This window comes from Phycisphaerae bacterium (genome assembly GCA_018003015.1).
GTDB lineage: Bacteria > Planctomycetota > Phycisphaerae > UBA1845 > PWPN01 > JAGNEZ01.
This window is the reverse complement of the sequence record JAGNEZ010000013.1, coordinates 108,110-125,295: the sequence shown is the minus strand read 5'-3', so window position 1 is coordinate 125,295 and position 17,186 is coordinate 108,110. Positions and strand designations below refer to the sequence as shown.

General features: G+C 61.9%; 15 protein-coding genes. 12 read left to right on the top strand and 3 right to left on the bottom strand.

Going from position 1 to position 17,186, the window contains the following annotated elements; all coding sequences use genetic code 11:
* The first annotated feature begins 174 nt into the window (after positions 1–174).
* Both KA354_08445 and KA354_08440 read left to right on the top strand, forming a co-directional pair.
* Entirely contained in the window at positions 175–360 is a 186-nt protein-coding gene (locus KA354_08445) for a hypothetical protein (GenBank protein MBP7934660.1), read from the top strand.
* A gap of 124 nt (positions 361–484) precedes the next feature.
* Positions 485–1,723, top strand: coding sequence for an MFS transporter (locus KA354_08440; protein MBP7934659.1), 1,239 nt, complete (start codon positions 485–487; stop codon positions 1,721–1,723).
* A 3-nt stretch (positions 1,724–1,726) separates the two neighbouring features.
* Here the strand turns inward: KA354_08440 and KA354_08435 are convergent, their stop codons facing one another.
* Together KA354_08435 and KA354_08430 are read right to left on the bottom strand one after the other, a co-directional pair.
* Positions 1,727–2,920, bottom strand: a complete 1,194-nt coding sequence (locus KA354_08435) for an exo-alpha-sialidase (GenBank protein MBP7934658.1) — start codon at positions 2,918–2,920, stop codon at positions 1,727–1,729.
* A 100-nt stretch (positions 2,921–3,020) separates the two neighbouring features.
* Entirely contained in the window at positions 3,021–4,028 is a 1,008-nt protein-coding gene (locus tag KA354_08430; GenBank protein ID MBP7934657.1) for a class I mannose-6-phosphate isomerase, read from the bottom strand.
* Between the two features lie 76 nt (positions 4,029–4,104).
* On the opposite strand from KA354_08430, the gene mutY reads away from it, so the two are divergent.
* From mutY to KA354_08385, 9 genes are all read left to right on the top strand, one after another.
* Positions 4,105–5,307 (top strand): A/G-specific adenine glycosylase, encoded by a 1,203-nt coding sequence (mutY, locus tag KA354_08425; GenBank protein MBP7934656.1) that lies wholly within the window; start codon positions 4,105–4,107, stop codon positions 5,305–5,307.
* A 207-nt stretch (positions 5,308–5,514) separates the two neighbouring features.
* Positions 5,515–7,323, top strand: coding sequence for an NAD(P)H-dependent oxidoreductase subunit E (locus KA354_08420; protein ID MBP7934655.1), 1,809 nt, complete (start codon positions 5,515–5,517; stop codon positions 7,321–7,323).
* Positions 7,324–7,336: 13 nt separating this feature from the next.
* The gene (locus tag KA354_08415; GenBank protein MBP7934654.1) at positions 7,337–8,053 is read left to right on the top strand and encodes a (2Fe-2S)-binding protein; all 717 of its coding nucleotides are present in this window, start codon (positions 7,337–7,339) and stop codon (positions 8,051–8,053) included.
* A 15-nt stretch (positions 8,054–8,068) separates the two neighbouring features.
* Entirely contained in the window at positions 8,069–8,614 is a 546-nt protein-coding gene (locus KA354_08410) for an NADP oxidoreductase (GenBank protein ID MBP7934653.1), read from the top strand.
* Between the two features lie 41 nt (positions 8,615–8,655).
* Entirely contained in the window at positions 8,656–10,080 is a 1,425-nt protein-coding gene (locus KA354_08405) for a Ni/Fe hydrogenase subunit alpha (protein MBP7934652.1), read from the top strand.
* Entirely contained in the window at positions 10,077–10,595 is a 519-nt protein-coding gene (locus KA354_08400) for a hydrogenase maturation protease (GenBank protein MBP7934651.1), read from the top strand. Before KA354_08405 ends, KA354_08400 begins: the two co-directional genes overlap by 4 nt.
* A 5-nt stretch (positions 10,596–10,600) precedes the next feature.
* Positions 10,601–10,984: a response regulator gene (locus tag KA354_08395; GenBank protein ID MBP7934650.1), complete on the top strand. Its 384-nt coding sequence runs from the start codon at positions 10,601–10,603 to the stop codon at positions 10,982–10,984.
* A 79-nt stretch (positions 10,985–11,063) separates the two neighbouring features.
* The gene (locus KA354_08390) at positions 11,064–12,356 is read left to right on the top strand and encodes a HAMP domain-containing histidine kinase (GenBank protein MBP7934649.1); all 1,293 of its coding nucleotides are present in this window, start codon (positions 11,064–11,066) and stop codon (positions 12,354–12,356) included.
* 157 nt (positions 12,357–12,513) lie between these two features.
* Positions 12,514–13,752 (top strand): Gfo/Idh/MocA family oxidoreductase, encoded by a 1,239-nt coding sequence (locus KA354_08385; GenBank protein ID MBP7934648.1) that lies wholly within the window; start codon positions 12,514–12,516, stop codon positions 13,750–13,752.
* Between the two features lie 37 nt (positions 13,753–13,789).
* Here KA354_08385 and KA354_08380 read toward each other — a convergent pair whose 3' ends face one another.
* Complete coding sequence (locus tag KA354_08380) at positions 13,790–14,968, bottom strand: hypothetical protein (GenBank protein MBP7934647.1); 1,179 nt, start codon at positions 14,966–14,968, stop codon at positions 13,790–13,792.
* Positions 14,969–15,226: 258 nt separating this feature from the next.
* Here KA354_08380 and KA354_08375 point away from each other — a divergent pair, with 258 nt between their 5' ends.
* Complete coding sequence (locus KA354_08375) at positions 15,227–17,116, top strand: glycosyltransferase family 39 protein (protein MBP7934646.1); 1,890 nt, start codon at positions 15,227–15,229, stop codon at positions 17,114–17,116.
* Positions 17,117–17,186 lie beyond the last annotated feature (70 nt).

Here is a 17,186-nt window from a genome sequence, read left to right as displayed (position 1 = left end):
GACCATGCCCCAGCGGCTGCGATACCTCGAAGAGGCTGCGCAAATGTAGTGAAGACTTTCAGAAGGAAACGGCCTTGGCGCTATCGCCAGGACCACTGACGCTGCCAAACTCAGTAACTTGGGCTAGTCCGCCGAGGGCTCGCCAAGCAGCACCTCCCAGCGAGGCACGATGGAATGGCTTCAGCCAACATGTTCGTCGGTATCATGCTTACCCGGAACAAGGTGACCTGGTTGCTCGGAATCGGCACGCTGCTGTGCCTGCTGGCAAGCCTGCTCGTCGCCGTGCAGAATACCTGCCGGGCTCGGCGTACTCGAGTGAAGGTCACGGACACGGTACTTGTCGAACCAGGCCGGGGTTGAACCAGTCTACGGCCGGGAATAGACTGCGTCGTTGTCCGGCGGCTTTGCACGGCACGGCCGTCGTGCTAGGCTATCGAGCTGTCCGTCACGTCAGCACGGACGACTATCGGAAAGGGAGGCAATCATGTCGATGGCGTTGCGAATCAAGCTGAGTACCATGATGCTGCTCCAGTATGCCATATGGGGAATCTGGGTACCCAATATCGCCATGCACCTTGAAAAGCTCGACGGCTTCAAGGAGAACCCGCAAACCAAGATCTCGTTGATCTTCATGACGATGCCGATCGCATCGATCATCGCTCCCTTCTTTGGCGGCCAGATTGCCGACCGCTACTTCGCGGCCCAGCGGTTCCTGGGTGTCAGCCAGATTGTCAGCGGCGTCGTTCTCATGTTCCTGGCCAAGATGACCAGTTTTCCGGCGGTCTTCATCGGCATGCTGGTGTTCAACCTGTTGTACGCGCCGACCATCGCGCTGGCCAACTCGATCGTCTTCAATCACTGGCCGAACGACAAGTTCAGCACCATCCGCGTGTGGGGTTCGATCGGGTGGATCGCCATCGGGTGGATTTTCGGCATCTGGCTGGGTCTTCCGGAAACCCTGCTGGGCCGCAAACCCGAGGTGGGCGATCTCTTCTACTTCGCGGGCGTGGTGTCCATTCTCTACGGTTTGTATTCCTTCACCCTGCCCCACACGCCGCCGACCGCCAAAGGCGGGAATCCGTGGGCCTTCCTGGATGCCTTGGCCCTCATGAAGAACCCGTCGTTCGCGGTCATGGCCGTCATAGGCTTCTTCGTCGCCATCGAACTGCAGTACTACTTCGTTCAGACCCCATCGTTCCTCAAGCAAGGAATGACTCTCCCGGAATCCTGGGTCGGGCCGGTCCAAACGTTCGGCCAGATCTGCGAAATGGTGATGATGGTCCTGCTGCCGTTCGTCCTGGCCAAGACCGGATTCCGCATCACCATGGCCATTGGGATTGCGGCTTGGGCATTGCGCGATTTCCTGTTCGCGGTCGGTCATCCTACCTCTCTGGTTGTTACTGCCATCTCGTTGCACGGCGTCGGTTTCGCCTTCTTCTTCACCGTGATCTTCATGTTTGCCGACGTCGTCGCGCCCAAAGACATCAGGTCCAGCGCCCAGAGCTTCCTGTCGTCGGTGACTATCGGCATGGGCATGTTGGTTGGATCGCTGGTAGCCGGCCCGATTGCCGACGCCCTCAACAAGGACTGGCCCAAGGTTTACCTCATACCGGCCATTCTCTGCACCGTCTGCTGCCTGGTGTTCCTGGTCGCATTCAAGTTCAAGCCGGCCACCTCGGCCGAGGCCTCAAGACCGGCTTTCTCGGGCGAGGACGCCAAGTAGGGGCTACTTGAGGCTTGACAACGGGATCCGCTTGCATTCGATCCAGCGGTCCTTGATATCCCGCCCGTTCATGTAGTAGGCGACCACGGCATGGTCGTCATTGGTCAGGCAGACGCTGGGGTAGCCCAGGTCAGTCTGCACACCGGTCGCGGCGATGGTGAAGACCTTGCTTGCGTCCCATGTCTTGCCGTCGTCCGTACTGATATAACCGCGCACGCCGAAGGGCGCGTGCCGATAACCGTAGACAACCAGCAGCCGCCCGTCCGGGAGCAACTGCAGAGCGGCAGGATGACCGATGAGTCCGGTCTGCGCGATCGTGGACCAGGTCATACCATCGTCGGTCGAGCGGGTGACGAACAGGTGGTCCTCGGCGTTTGCCGTGCGCAGCAGCGCAACGACATCGCCGTTGGCGGCCTGGGCGAGGGCCGGCTCGCCCATGTCGATCTTGCGGCCCGGGTCTTCGGCAATGACAATCTCATTACCCCACGTCTTGCCGCCGTCCACACTGCGGAGGACAGCGCCCACGTCGCGGCGTCTGTTATTCACCCGGCGCTCTTCCGAACGACCGTAGATCGGCATCAGGAGCGTACCCTTGCGGGTCTCGAGCACGGCGGCGGAAGTACCTCGCAGAACCACGGCGTCACCGGTGACGTGTGTGGCCTCCTTATCCCACTTCAGATCTCTGGCCCTGCCCCACAGGAGATACACTCCGCCCGGCTCGGCGTACTCCCCCCATGGGCCACGATCGACCTTGCGACTCTGATGAGTCTTGTGAGCGGCCGCGTATTCGGCGCTGCGTCCCACCCAGTTGAAAAACGTGAGCAGCAATCGCCCGTCCTTGAGAACCGCCACCGAGGGATCGTTCTGACAGGCGGGATCGTCGTAGATCACCTCGGGCTTCGACCATGTCCGTCCCTGGTCCTCCGACACGCAGCCCACAACACGGGCGTCGGCTTCGATGTGTCTGATCTGCTTCGGAAACGTCGCATCGCGAAAGACGCACAGGAGCCGGCCGTCGGGCAGCCGGGCAATATCCGGGAAGCTGTTGTAGCGCTTCGAATCGCGATAGATCGTGATGGGGGTGAGAGACGAGATTGCCGCCGCGTTCTTCGCCGGCGCCGACTGGCCCCATGCGGGAATAGCCACCAAGACAACCAAGACCAGCGACCCCGCCGCTCCGCGTCCGCGAATGTCCATATGCGATTCCTTTCGGTGCGACGATCCACCTGGCGGCCGACCAGGCCCGACACGCCGAGCTCATGTTCCCTGGCAGGCTTCCGAAGCCGTCAAGCCTGGCTCATGATTTGGCCGGCGGCACGGTGACCTTGAGCCAGGTGGCCGCCTGGCCGATTCGAATGATCGGTTTCGGCAGCGCGGCGGGAAGCAACACCACGTCTCCGGCCACGATGGGCACGCTCTCGCCGTCACCACCATGGAGTATCTCTCCGGCACCCTCGAGCATCATCCAGACGGCCGGGCACCCATACAGCTCGATCATATCCTGCCCACCGCCGCCGACGAGACACCGGGTAATCTCGAAACACTCACACCGGGCCAGGCTGGCCGCCTCTCCCGGCTCATGGCCGACCGACAGGATCCCTTGCCTGGGAGGCGGCGATGGAGCGATGAAGTCGATGCACTCGATTGCCTGGTCGAGATGGAGTGGCCGCGGCCGACCGGTGGTCGGGTCAATCCGGCCCCAGTCATAAGCTCGATAGGTCACGTCGGACGGCGTCTGCACTTCGGCCACGAGCACCCCCGCGCCTAGGGCATGCGGTGTACCGCTGGGCAGGTAATAACAATCGCCCGCGACCACGGGAATGCTGCGGAGAACACCGTCGACTCGGCCCGTCCGCATCGCGTCGCGAAATGCCCGGTCATCCACTCCCGGTTCGAGCCCATGATAGATTGCCCCCCCAGGCTTGGCATCCAGAATGTACCATGCCTCGTGCTTCACTCGAACCTGACCGCCGAGTCGGCGGGCGACAGCTTCGCTGGGATGAACCTGAACGCTGAGCGATGTGTGAGCATCAAGGTATTTGATCAGCAGTGGGAATCGGCCCTCGAACGGTTCGACCTTCCCGAACAAGTCTGCTCCCCAATTGCGCCGGAGATCACCCAACGTGTTGCCCCGGCACGGGCCGTTCCGCACTTGAGATTGACCCTCTTCCAGATCCGCCAGTTCCCAGGATTCACCGATTGGCCCGGGAATGCTCCTGATCCGGGCGAATCGCGTGAAGATCCGGTCGCCGCCCCAGATCTTCCCCCTGTAGATCGGCTCGAACACCAGAGGGTATACTGCCATACAGCCTGTGCCTCCTGACTGGGATTTTCAGCCCGAGTGCCACCAGCGGTCAAGCAGGCACGACGGAGTACAACGCGTGCAGCGCTCAGAGACCAGCCCGTTCATCCCCGTGCGAGAGAGGCCATCACCAAAAGCTCGGCATGTCGCCAGATCGATGAGTGGGCGGCATCGACGAGAAGATGAGGTCGCCTTCCGCCGCGTCATACGATCGCGATTACTGCGCTGGTATGACACGCACAAACGGGACTTGCCCTGGCGACGTCGGCACACCGACGCCTATGCCCAGCTCCTGGCCGAGTTCATGCTCCAGCAGACCCAGGTGATCACCGTGATCGGCTACTATGAGCGATTCCTTCAACGGTTCCCCACCATCAACGATCTGGCGGCGGCGGACCTTGACGAGGTCCTGGCTCTCTGGGCGGGGCTGGGCTACTACCGACGGGCCCGCCACCTTCATGCCGCAGCCCGCACTATCGTGTCAGCATACGGCGGTCGCGTACCCGTCCACGTCGAGCAGCTCATGACCCTGCCCGGCATCGGGCGGTCCACGGCCGGAGCGATCGCTTCGGTCGCCTATGGTGTCCGAGCTCCGGTTCTCGACGGAAATGTGGCCCGCGTCGTCAGCCGGCTGCTGGTCGTCGCGGAGTGGGCTACGACTGCGGTCGTCCGATCTCGTCTTTGGGCGGCGACAGTGTCACTCTTACCGGAAAACCGATGTGGAGACTTCAATCAAGCCCTGATGGAGCTTGGAGCCGTCATTTGTACGCCTCGCCACCCTGCGTGCTCGCTGTGTCCGCTTGGCTCACACTGCGGGGCGGTGAGCAAGGGACTGACCGAGCGGATTCCCGTCACGCCTCGCAGAACTGCCGTCCGGACGATGCCCCTTGTTGTTGCGGCCGTCGCCTGCGGCTCCGCCGTGCTGCTGGTTCAAGGGCCGGACACGGGGCTGTGGGCAGGTCTTTGGGCTCTACCGAGCGAGCCGGTCGCGGATGGCGAGTCGATCGGAGCCGCGCGTGACCGTCTGGCGGTTCGCCTCGGCGTCTCCTGTCAGCTGAACGGGACGCCCGACGCGTCCATCTCGCGTCTCCTGACCCACCGCCAGGTCACCTTCCACGTGTTTCGTGGTCAGGCCAGCGGGAAGCCGCGAATGACCGAACTCTTGGGCATGCCCTGCAGGTGGGTCGGCCCGCGGCAACGGGCCAGACTGGGAATCAGTCGAGCCCACCAAGCGATTATCGAGTCAGTTGGTCGGGTATTGTCGGCTGGTGGCGAAGGGTGAATACAGCGGGGGCGTTCTTTCGCGAGAAATGTGATTCCTCAAGTGTCGGCTCAAGTCGAGATCCCTAGAGCAGACCGTAGAGGCTTCTATCGCATCATGGAACAAGATCGAAAAAAGCCGGGGGTTGCCCCCTTGCACTCCTGCGCCGAAGCCTTATCTTAGGACGGTTTCGTCTTTCACGAACTCGCGTCCGATTCGAGGTTGAACATGAGCCAAGTCCAGGCAGCGATCCGGGAGGTCTGTCAGAAATACGGCAATGACCGCACGCGCATGATGGACATTGTCCGGGCGGCCCATGCGAGGTTGGGCTGCGTCTGCGGCGAAGCGATGGACACCATCGCCGCGGCGGTCTCCGCGCCGAGGGTCGAGGTCGAGAGCGTCGTCACCTTCTATGCTTTCTTTTCGAGGAAGGCCAAGGGCCAGGTGATCATCCGGCTGTGCAACGACATCATCGACCAGATGGCTGGCAGCGACCGTGTGGCCCAGGCGTTTCGCGAATCCCTGGGCATCGATTTCGGTGAAACCACGCCGGACGGCAAGATCACGCTGGAATGGACGCCATGCATTGGCATGTGTGACCAGGCGCCCGCGGCACTAATCAATGACGTGGTCATCACGCACTTGTCGAGCGACAAGGTGGACTCCATCGTTCGCAGCCTCCGAGCCCACGCGGATCCCAAGAAGCTGGTGCAGAAACTCGGCGACGGCAACAACGCCAACGATCTCGTCCGCTCCATGGTCGAGAACAACATTCGCAAGGCCGGCCCGGTCGTTCTGGCCGACCTCGCCCCCGGCGACGCGTTGAGGAAGGCTCTGGCCATGAGCCCGCAGGAAGTCATTCGAGATATCAAGACCTCGCGGTTGCGCGGCCGAGGCGGGGCCGGATTTCCCACCGGAATCAAGTGGGACTACACCCGAAGTGCCGAAGGCAGCAAGCGTTATGTGGTCTGCAATGGCGACGAAGGCGAGCCCGGCACCTTCAAGGACCGCGTCATTCTGACCGAGAAGGCCGACCTGCTCTTCGAGGGCATGACGATCGCCGGCTATGCGATCGGCAGCGATACCGGTATTCTCTATCTCCGCGGCGAGTATGCTTATCTGCAAGCCTACCTTGAGCACGTCCTCAACCGCCGTCGACACGACGGTCTGTTGGGCAAGAACATTTGCGGCAAGATGGGCTTCGATTTCGCGATTCGCATCCAGATGGGCGCCGGTGCCTACGTCTGCGGCGAGGAGACCGCCCTACTCAGCTCGTGCGAAGGCCAGCGCGGTGATCCCAAGAACCGCCCGCCTTTTCCCGCCCAGAAGGGCTACCTCGGTTGCCCCACCACGGTCAACAACGTCGAGACGTTCTGCTGTGTCGCCCGCATCCTCGACAAAGGGCCGGGCTGGTTCGCACAGCTCGGCTCGACGGGCAGCTCCGGAACGAAGCTGCTCAGCGTCTCCGGTGACTGCATGAGCCCCGGCGTGTATGAGGTGCCGTTCGGCATCAGGCTCCGCGACGTGCTGAAGCTGTGCGGGGCGGACGACGCGATCGCCGTACAGGTGGGTGGGCCGAGCGGGCAGATGGTCGGGCCGAAGGACTACGACCGGACCATCTGCTATGACGACCTGGCCACCGGCGGCTCGATCATGGTCTTCGGACCCGAGCGGAGCGTCCTTGAGGTCGCCGGCAAGTTCATGGAGTTCTTCGTCGAGGAAAGCTGCGGCTACTGTACCCCGTGTCGAGTTGGCAACATGCTGCTCAAGGAGCGCATCGACCGCATTCTCGCCGGGCTCGGGCAGACGTCCGACCTCGAATACCTGGAGAACCTCGGGCAGTCGGTCAAATCGGCCAGCCGGTGCGGCCTGGGCCAGACCTCGGCCAATCCGATCCTGACCACGCTGAAGAATTTCAGATCCGCCTACGAGGCGATCGTCAGAAAAGACACCAACGGCACTCAGCCGGCATTCGATATCCGTGCGGCGCTGTCGGATGCTCAAGAGATCACCGGTCGCAAGTCGGTCCACTTCTAATCAGGAAGAAGACATGAGCGATACAGTCAGTTTCATCATCGATGGCGAGGAAATCCAGGGCCAGAAAGGCCAGACCATTTTGGAAGCAGCCGAGGCGGCGGGAATCTACGTGCCCCGACTGTGCCACATGAAAGGCCTGACGCCCTACGGGAGCTGCCGGGTGTGCACCGTCCTGGTCAACGGCCGACCTCAGGCGGCCTGCACCCAGCCCGTCGCCGAGGGCATCGTGGTCGAGAACAACTCGGATCGCGTGACCAGGATCCGCAAGGACCTGGTTGAGATGCTTTTCGTCGAGGGCAACCACTTCTGCATGTTCTGCGAGAAGAGCGGCAACTGCGAGCTGCAGGCGATGGCCTATCGACTGGGGATCCCGGCCCCCAAGTTCCCATATATGTTTCCCAAGCGAGATGTCGACGCCTCCCACCCCGATCTGTTGATCGACCACAATCGATGCATCATGTGCGCCCGCTGCATTCGGGCCTCCCGGGACGTGGACGGCAAGGGTATCCTCCAATTCGTGGGCCGCGGCATTCACAAGAAGGTCGGTGTCAACTCGGAAGCCTGCCTCGGCGGTACCGACGCCAAAGTGACCGACAAGTTCGTCGAAGTCTGTCCGGTCGGGGCGATTCTGAAGAAACGCGTGGGCTACGCCATCCCGATAGGCAAGCGGCTCTACGACAAGGAGCCCATCGGATCGGACATCGAGGCGAAACGAACGGGCAAGAAGTAAAGAAGGGAGCCAAACATGGCCAAACCGAAGGTCGCAACCGCATCTCTGGCCGGATGCTTCGGTTGTCACATGTCCCTGTTGGACATTGACGATCGCATCCTCAAGCTGGTCGAGATCGTGGATTTCGACAAGTCCCCGGTGGACGACATCAAGGAGTTCACCGGGCGGTGTGCCGTCGGCCTGATCGAGGGCGGCTGCTGCAACGAAGAGAACGTCCGCGTGCTGCAGGATTTCCGAAAGCACTGCGATGTGCTCATTTCGGTCGGCGACTGTGCCATCATGGGCGGTTTGCCGGCCATGCGGAACACCATCCCGCTCAAGGAATGCCTGGAGGAAGCCTACCTCCACGGCCCGACCGTGCACAATCCCAGCGGCATGATCCCGAACGATCCGGAGATCCCCCTGCTGCTGAACAAGGTCTATCCTTGCGACGAGGTGGTCAAGATCGACTACTACATCCCTGGCTGCCCGCCCCCGGCGGACACACTATGGGAGACCCTCGTGGCATTGCTGGGCAACAAGCCCGTGCAGTTGCCCTATGAATTGGTGAAATACGACTGATTCCTTTCCGGAGGATCGCCGTGGTTGCTGCGACAGGAAACATGCAGAGAATCGTGATCGAGCCGGTCACCCGCGTGGAGGGACACGGGAAAGTGACCCTATTGCTCGACGAGAAGAAGCAGGTGCGACAGGCCCGCCTGCACATCGTGGAGTTCCGCGGCTTCGAGCGGTTCATCCAAGGCCGGCCCTACTGGGAAGTGCCCGTGCTGGTCCAGCGCCTGTGCGGCATCTGCCCGGTGAGCCACCATCTGGCCGCCGCCAAGGCCATGGATCGGATCGTCGGGGGCGAGAACCTCACTCCGACGGCCGAGAAGATGCGCCGGCTGATGCACTACGGGCAGTTCTTCCAGTCACACGCCCTGCACTTCTTCCATCTGTGCTCGCCGGACTTGCTCTTCGGCTTTGATGCCGACGTGGCGATCCGCAACGTCATCGGCGTGGCCGCCAAGTTCCCGAACTTGGCCGTCCAGGGCGTGATGATGCGCAAGTATGGCCAGGAGATCATCAAGGCGACCGCGGGCAAGAAGATCCACGGAACCGGAGCGATCCCCGGCGGCATCAACAAGAATCTCTCCGTGGCCGAGCGGGACGGCTTCCTCAAGGACATCGAGCAGATGGTCCAATGGTCTCGCGAGGCGGTCAAGATCGCCAAGGACTACACCGTCACCAACCTGAAGAAGGTTGCCCCCTTCGGCTCGTTCGACTCGAACCATCTGTCCCTGATCCGCCAGGACGGAGCCATGGATCTGTACCACGGCAACCTGCGGGCGATCGACCCCCTCGGCAAGAAGATCTTCGATCAGGTGGACTACCAGAAGTATACCGACTACATCGCCGAGGAAGTGCGTTCCTGGTCGTACATGAAGTTTCCTTTCATCAAGAGCCTGGGACCGGAAAAGGGCTGGTACCGGGTCGGCCCGCTGGCCCGAGTCAACACGGCCGACTTCATTGACACGCCCGAGGCGGAAGCGGCCCGCAAGGAGTTCATGGCCGTCACCGACAACAAGCCCAACAATCTGACCATGGCATACCACTGGTCGCGGATGATTGAGCTGTTGCACTCGATCGAGAAGATCAAGGCTCTTCTGCACGACAAGGATCTGCAGGGCACAGACCTGGTCACCAAGGGCCAGCGCCGCGACGAGGCGGTCGGTTTGATCGAAGCCCCCCGCGGCACGTTGTTCCACCACTACCGGGTCAACGACAAAGACCAGGTGGTCATGGCCAACTTGATTGTGTCGACCACCAACAACAACGAACCCATGAACCGGGCGGTGGAGAAGGTCGCGAAGGACCACCTGTCGGGTGTGACCATCACCGAGGGGCTCCTCAACCACATCGAGGTGGCCATCCGGGCGTACGATCCATGTCTTTCCTGCGCGACCCACGCCCTCGGACAGATGCCCCTCACGGTCGAACTGGTCGATCACCAAGGGAAGCTGCTGGACACCATGAGCAAGGGATGAGTAAGAAGGACGCCACTGTTTTGCTGATCGGTTACGGCAACCCCGGCCGGCTCGATGATGGATTGGGCCCGGCTCTGGCCGGGGTGGTCGAGTCACTGGCCCTTCCGGCGGTGACTGTCGATGCCGACTACCAGCTCACGGTCGAGGATGCCCAGGCCGTCGCCGAGCACGACATCGTCGTTTTCGCCGACGCCGATGCGACCGGGGAGGCGCCCTTCTCGTTCCGGCCCATCGAGCCGGAAGCGGGCATCAACTTCAGCACTCACAGCATCGAGCCCAGGCAGGTGCTGGGCCTGGCGCACGCACTCTTCGGTGGGTGTACCCGGGGTTTCATTCTCGGAATTCGCGGATACGATTTCGATGACTTCGGGGAGTCGCTATCTTCGCGCGCCCGAGTCAATCTGGCCGCGGCGATCCGTTTCGTGGAGCGGTTCCTGCGCGAGGGCGACTTCGAGCGGGATGACTGGGATACCGACCATTCGTCGGGCGAAGTCCTCGCAACTTCGATGAGGTAAGAAACATGCAGAACGGGAAGTTTGTCATTCTCTACATCGATGACGATCAGGATTTCCTCGACGCGGTCAGGACGATCCTCGAGTCAGCCGGCTATATCATGGTCGAGGCCCAGAGTGCCGAGGCCGGGCTCAAGGTCTACAAGGAGGCCAAGCCGGACTTCGTCATCGTTGACCTGATGATGGAAGAGGTCGACGCGGGCACGACCTTCGTCAAGGAACTCCGGGCGCTGGGCAATAAGGCCCCCATCTACATGCTCAGCTCGGTCGGCGACAGCCTGAGCACGAGCACCGACTACACCGCCCTTGGCCTGAACGGCGTGTTCCAGAAGCCCATTGACCCCAACACGTTGCTCAGCGTGCTCAAGGCGAAGCTGAAGAAGAGCAAGTGAATTCTCCCCCGGCCGTGTTCCGCACATTGCCCGGGCAACCGGACAGCGCGAACCGTTTGGGCCTTCGGCGGTCCCCAGAATGGCCACCGGTCCCGACACCCTTGTTCGTTTCCTTGACCCGGCCGATGCTGGTGCCCAACCGGGTACCCTGTCACCCGCCGAGACGCAGATTCTCGAACTCGTCAACCGGAAAGTCGCCGCCGCCGAATCGCTCGACGAGTTGCTTGCCTTTCTGTTCGATCGACTTCGCGAGATCAGCCCTTGCGACCGCGTGAGCCTGGCGTTCGTCGAGGAAAATGGGCGGCGGCTGGTATCGCATCGGACCAGGGCACTGTATGAGCCGCTGCTACTCGGCAACGGATATGCGGCCGATCTGGCGGGGAGTTCCCTGGAGACCATTCTCTATCGTGGCACTCCACGCATCATCAGCGATCTGGAACGTTATCTTGAGCAGCGGCCGAAATCGGGTGCCACCCGGCTGCTGGTCCGTGAAGGCGTGCGATCCAACCTCACTTGCCCCCTGACGGTTGAAAGCCGTGTCGTGGGCCTGCTGTTCCGCAGTTCCCGGCACACCCACGCCTATCAGGACCGCCACGCCCGCTTTCAGACGGCTATCGCCGAGCGGCTCAGCCAGGCCGTCGAGAAAGCCTGGCGAATCGAGCAGCTGACTGCGGCCAACAAGGCCTACTTCGAGATGCTCGGCTTTGTCACCCATGAGCTCAAGAGTCCGGTGGCTTCAATGCTCATGGACGCCGGGCTGTTGATTAACGGCTACCTGGGACCGCTAGAGGCCAAGCAACGCGAGAAGCTCGCCAGCCTGACCAAGAAAGGGGAGTATCTCCTCGGTCTCGTCCAGGAGTACCTCGACCTTGCACGGCTGGAGGGCGGTGAACTCAAGGCCCGGCTTCGTACCGACATCGACTTCACGGCTTCGGTCGTTGAACCGAGCCTCGAACTGGTCCGATCGCAGCTGGAAAGCAAGCAAATGGAATTGACCCGATCCGTCCCCCCTGATCTGCCGCGGGTCACGATCGATCCCGACTTGATGAAGATCGTCATGGTCAATTTGCTCGGCAACGCCGCCAAGTACGGTTTTGCGGGCGGGCAGATTCTGCTGAGCGTGCTGTTTTCGGAAGGTCAGCTGCGGGTGTCAGTGCGCAACGATGGACCAGGATTCTCCGCGAGCCAACAGTCCGGCCTGTTCCGCAAGTTCTCGCGTTTGGATGTACCCACATTGCGCAAGGAGCGGGGAACCGGGGTCGGTCTTTACACCGCGTGGCGGATCATTCAGGCCCATGGAGGGCGTATCGAGGCGAGAAGCGAGGAAGGACGCTGGGCGGAGTTCAGCTACTCGATTCCCCAGCCGTCATGACCGGGAGACGACCGCTTAACCTTCGGGCGGCGGTACACAAGCCCTCCAGAAAAAAAGCCATCGCCCGGTCCGGGATGCCGCAAGTGCCTACCGGGTTGCCAAGGCCCGGACGGCGCGGTAACTTGAAGTCGTGTCGAGTCTTACAGGAGATCAAACCATGGCGGACAATAGACTGAATCGGCGGCGATTCCTGGGTGCCGGCCTGGCCGGCGTAGGTGCGGGCGTGCTTGCAGGCACCGCCGCAAGGACCGCACGGGCAGAAGCTGCGGCGAGTGGAGCCAACGAGAAGGTGGCAATGGGCATCATCGGCTCCGGCGGCATGGGACGTCATCACATGAGTGTGTTCAAGAAGTACGGCGTCGAATGGGCTGCAGTGGCCGACGTGTACGAGCCCAATCTCCAGAAGGGACTTGAAATCGCAGGCGACAAGGCTAAGGGCTACGACGACTACCGGAAGTTGCTCGAACGCAAGGATCTCGACGCAGTGCTGATCAGCTCGCCTGAGCACTGGCACTGCCAGCACCTCATCGACGCCCTGGCGGCGGGCAAGGACGTCTACTGCGAGAAGCCCATGTGCTGGTCCATCGAACAAGGCAATCAGATGGTGGAAGCGGTCCGCAAGTCCGATCGAATCGTTCAGATCGGCATGCAGCGACGCAGCTCGCCGATTATCCGGGACGAGATCAAGAAGTACTTCGATGACAAGGCCCTCGGCGACATCCACCTGGTCCGGGCGGAGTGGTACTGGAACTTCGGCGTCGATCCGAACGTCGACGTGCCCGGCAAGCTCGACTGGGAGAGGTTCTGCGGGCCGGCTGGCAAACAGGAGTACACGCCGGTCAAGTTCTGCTACTGGCGCTACTTCTGGCCTTTCTCCGGCGGAAACGAGACCGACCAGGGAACGCACCTCATGGACGTGGTCCAGTGGATGATGGGTGTGGATCATCCCCTCTCCGCGGTTCAGTTTGGCGAGGTCTATAAGAACAAGCCCACCAAGACGCCGGACACCTTCTGCTGCACGTTCGAGTACCCCAACTTCCTGTGCACCTGGACGCTGGGCTACACGACCAGCACCTGGCGCAACGGCTGGTCGATCACCTTCCAGGGAACCAAGGGTGCTCTCTTCCTGACCGAGGCCGGTTACCGGATCTTTGATCAGGTCAACGGCTGGGAAGCCGGTTGGCCGAAGCCCGCCAAGGAGAATCTCCCGGGCAGCGTGACCTCGACTGAGCCGCATACTCGGAACTTCCTCGAGTGCCTCAAGAGCCGCAAGCAGCCGAATGCGACCGTGGAGATCGGCCACAAGGCCGTCAGGCCGTTGCACCTAGCCAACATGGCTCTCAAGAAGAACACGCGAGCCTATCTCGACAAGGACGGCGTCACGATCAAGACGTGATTCGTGCCAAGCAGACGCCGTCAGCGGCGCTTCCGGCTCAACTCCCGGTCAGGCCCGGGAAGAACGACATGACGATCTCCATGGCGATCAGAATGATGATGATCCACTCCAGCACCTCCATGCGTCGGTGCGTGTTCTCATCCGTCATCTTCTGGTAGATGCTTTCCAGAGTTTGGAGTTTCCGAATGATGCTGGCATCCCAGTCGCCGAGATGGAGGCGCTGACTCGCTGCACGGTAGACCCGGGCGAGGTACTGGTCGCCCAGCAGCTTGAGGGCGTTGTTCACTCCCTCGAACAGGAGGGCGCTGTCGACCTGCAGTTCGGCGACCCGACGCATGTCAGCTTCCAGCGTGGTCAGAAGCAGCCGGCGTCGCCAGGTCTGTCGAGTGAGAGCCTCATACGATTGATCCAGGGCGTCGTCCAGCCGATCGTCCAGAAAACGCATTTCCAGCAACTCGACATTCGCGTATTCCAGCACCGCGCGCACGTCTTCCGTGTCAGCCCCGAGCACGACAGCCGCGTTCCAGTCCATGATCGCCAGATCGTCGTCGCTGAAGGCAATCCGGCAGCTCAGGGCCTCATTCACTTCTTGGGCGGAGAGCGGGCTGAGCTCGGCGCGCAGAATCTGGGCCAGAAGCGAACCGTGATCGGCCAGCACGCGATCGGGATTGACGCCGGGCGTCAGAGCCTCAATCCGGTAGATGGCATAGTCCTCAACCAGATCGGAGATCCGGGGCTTGTTCACGGCCGGGGCGATGGTGGCCAGAAGGTGCTCGACCCGACTGCGGGCATCGGCCAGCAGGGCATTGTTGTCGTACAGAACGTCGCTCAGCGCCAGCAACCCGAAGATCGAGCCGGCGAGGGGAATCGTGTACGTCACCGAGACCGCGCCGAAGTCGTAGATCATCATGTCAACCACGGGAGCGGTTTGAAAGTCACCCAACACGAGTGGCAATATGTCCTGGGTGACGCGAAGAGGCGGGGGGTCGTATTCAAAGTACTGGGGAGTGCGCCGCTTGTGCCTGATCGTCTCGCGCTGTTTGACGTCGGTGACCCGACGCTCGGCTTCGTTCAGGTCGATCGCCAGGCCGATATCGAGGGCAAACAGGACATAGCACACACCGTCCACCACCTGAATAGCCGGCGAAGAATCCTCGCGACGGACGATCCACCCGGCATGACCAGCGGCCCCGTCATGTCCCTGCACGCTATCCATGAGTGTCTTCCTGCCGGAACCGCCCGCGGCGCTCACATCATCAGCGATTCAGCATCACGAAAACCGCAGCCGCATCATACTTATACTGTACATCGCTGGTCGACGGCAAGGTAACGATCGCTGGCCTCCGCCGTCGACTGGCGCCCGTTCACTTGATGCTGTCTCGCTGCGTTTCGCCGGTCCACGCCTTGACTTCAAACCGACGCCACCTACCATGTGGGCCACCGATCACAACCGGGCTTCGGAGACAAGGAGTGAATGTTGACCACCGACGGCGATCATGCGGCAGGGCAGCCACTCCTGGAGAACAAAGATGCAATTGGCGACAGAGCTGCGATGCCGTCTGGCTTTCGGAGTATGGGTCTTCTCCTGCTGCTTCTCTCGCTGACCACCTGCTTCGCGTGGATCGGCTCCGGGCCGTCGATGGGCGACCACGAGTGTATCTGCGCCCAGACCGCTCGCCAGACGATCCAATCGGGTAACTGGTTGATCCCGCAACTGGCCGAAATCCCACGCATTCGCAAGACCCCGCTGGGCTACTGGGCGATCGCCGCAACCTCCTGGCTGCTCGACGATCCGAATGCACAGCCGGTGTCCGATCTGACCGCGCGGTTGCCCTCGGCCCTGGCCGCGTTCCTCAACAGTCTGGCTGTCTGGTGGCTGGGCACCATGATGTTCGGCCAGCGTGCCGGGTTCGTGGCCGGATTCGTGATGGGCTGCTGTGCGACCACGGTCTTATTCAGTCACAGTGCCCAGGTCGACATGATTCTGGCGCTGTTCACGACCCTAACCTTCGCCTGCTTCTGGCGAGCCTTCCAACCTCCGCGGCCGAGCAGACCCTTCATCGTCATCATGTTCGCCTGCTTCTCCGCCGCGATGATGGCCAAGGCCCCCCTGCCGATGGCCACAGCCGGTGCTGCCTTGACGCTCTGGTGGTTCGTCGCGGTCCCGATCCTGAATACGGCCGGCCGGGTTCCTGCGGGTGGTCGCCTGCGTTTCGCGTCCGCGGACGCCCTCGCCCAATGGTCCCGGCTTCCCTGGCCTTGGGTGTTGACCGGTCTTGTGGTCTTCGCCGTCCTGGCGGGCAGCTGGCCGCTGTACATCCGCTTGGAGGTTGACAATGCGGCCGCCCTCTGGAAGATCGAATACCTTGAACGCTTCAGCGGCGGGCTGAGCGAGCGCGGCAAAGACCAGCCCTTCTACTACTACCTCCCGTTTGTATTTGGCCTGACCGCCCCCTTCCTGTGCTCCCTTCCGGAAGCCCTGGCCGCCCCCTTTCTGAGGCGCTATGTTGCCCAGCGCAAAGCCCTGGCCTTCGCGTTCATCTGGGCAATCTGCGGCCTGGTCTTCCTGAGTGCCGCGGGGTACAAGCGACCGCATTACTTGGTCTCAATCATGCCCGCATACTGCCTCCTCCTGGCCCCGGTGATCGACCGGCTGTTCTTTGGCATGGTCTCACGATGGCTCAGGCCGACGGCCGCGGTTCTGCCGATCCTGCTTGGTCTTCTTCTCGTCGCGGGCAGCGTCGTCGTCCAGGAGGATCTGCACACCCAGAGCAGCAGCAACCTCTCACTTTGCCTCCGGGTCGCCCTGCCGGTGTTCACGCTCCTCACCCTGTCGTGCCTTCTGTTTGCCTTTGGGGTGCGGGTGTGGTCGTTCGTCCTGCTCAACACGAGCACGGCTCTGCTGACCGTCCTGGGGGTGCCGGCCGCCAGACAGTTCATGGACGTCGATACTGAAGCCAAGGCCTTGGTGAGAGGATTCACCCGGCACGGCATCGGCGTGTCCGACCCGATCTACTGGGTCGGCGGCCGCCCGGACGCCACGGTGGAGTTCTACCACGGCTACCGCCTCCAGCGATTGATCAACGAACTGGAGATGGCCGACCTGCGCCGGAACCGGCTGGCGGTCCAGGAGGAAGTCTACCGCGAGTTCGAGAAGCGAATCCGAACCAAGCTCGCCGAACCGCGCCCGGTCTACCTCATCATGACCAGCGGACACCTGGATCTCCTCAAACGGGGTACGAATCTGTCGCCGCGAATTGTCTTCGAGCTGAGCGGATACGAGGATAAGCCGGGCAAGGAACTGGTGGTCATTACCCAGCCAGATGGACCCGCCAGGCGAGCCGAGACCCGCGTCTCCGGCTGAAACAGGCCTTTACACGACGACGCCTTCTGGAGTATGAATGGCCACGGCCCCGGCCTCAGGCCGGATGATC

Bases quoted from the DNA above. Each gene is read 5' to 3' on its own strand.
- KA354_08375 (MBP7934646.1), top strand. From the start codon at position 15,227: ATGTTGACCACCGACGGCGATCATGCGGCAGGGCAGCCACTCCTGGAG.
- KA354_08400 (MBP7934651.1), top strand. From the start codon at position 10,077: ATGAGTAAGAAGGACGCCACTGTTTTGCTGATCGGTTACGGCAACCCC.
- KA354_08435 (MBP7934658.1), bottom strand. From the start codon at position 2,920: ATGGACATTCGCGGACGCGGAGCGGCGGGGTCGCTGGTCTTGGTTGTC.
- KA354_08380 (MBP7934647.1), bottom strand. From the start codon at position 14,968: ATGGATAGCGTGCAGGGACATGACGGGGCCGCTGGTCATGCCGGGTGG.
- KA354_08390 (MBP7934649.1), top strand. From the start codon at position 11,064: ATGGCCACCGGTCCCGACACCCTTGTTCGTTTCCTTGACCCGGCCGAT.
- KA354_08440 (MBP7934659.1), top strand. From the start codon at position 485: ATGTCGATGGCGTTGCGAATCAAGCTGAGTACCATGATGCTGCTCCAG.
- KA354_08430 (MBP7934657.1), bottom strand. From the start codon at position 4,028: ATGGCAGTATACCCTCTGGTGTTCGAGCCGATCTACAGGGGGAAGATC.
- KA354_08410 (MBP7934653.1), top strand. From the start codon at position 8,069: ATGGCCAAACCGAAGGTCGCAACCGCATCTCTGGCCGGATGCTTCGGT.
- KA354_08445 (MBP7934660.1), top strand. From the start codon at position 175: ATGGCTTCAGCCAACATGTTCGTCGGTATCATGCTTACCCGGAACAAG.
- KA354_08420 (MBP7934655.1), top strand. From the start codon at position 5,515: ATGAGCCAAGTCCAGGCAGCGATCCGGGAGGTCTGTCAGAAATACGGC.
- KA354_08415 (MBP7934654.1), top strand. From the start codon at position 7,337: ATGAGCGATACAGTCAGTTTCATCATCGATGGCGAGGAAATCCAGGGC.
- KA354_08395 (MBP7934650.1), top strand. From the start codon at position 10,601: ATGCAGAACGGGAAGTTTGTCATTCTCTACATCGATGACGATCAGGAT.
- KA354_08405 (MBP7934652.1), top strand. From the start codon at position 8,656: ATGCAGAGAATCGTGATCGAGCCGGTCACCCGCGTGGAGGGACACGGG.
- KA354_08385 (MBP7934648.1), top strand. From the start codon at position 12,514: ATGGCGGACAATAGACTGAATCGGCGGCGATTCCTGGGTGCCGGCCTG.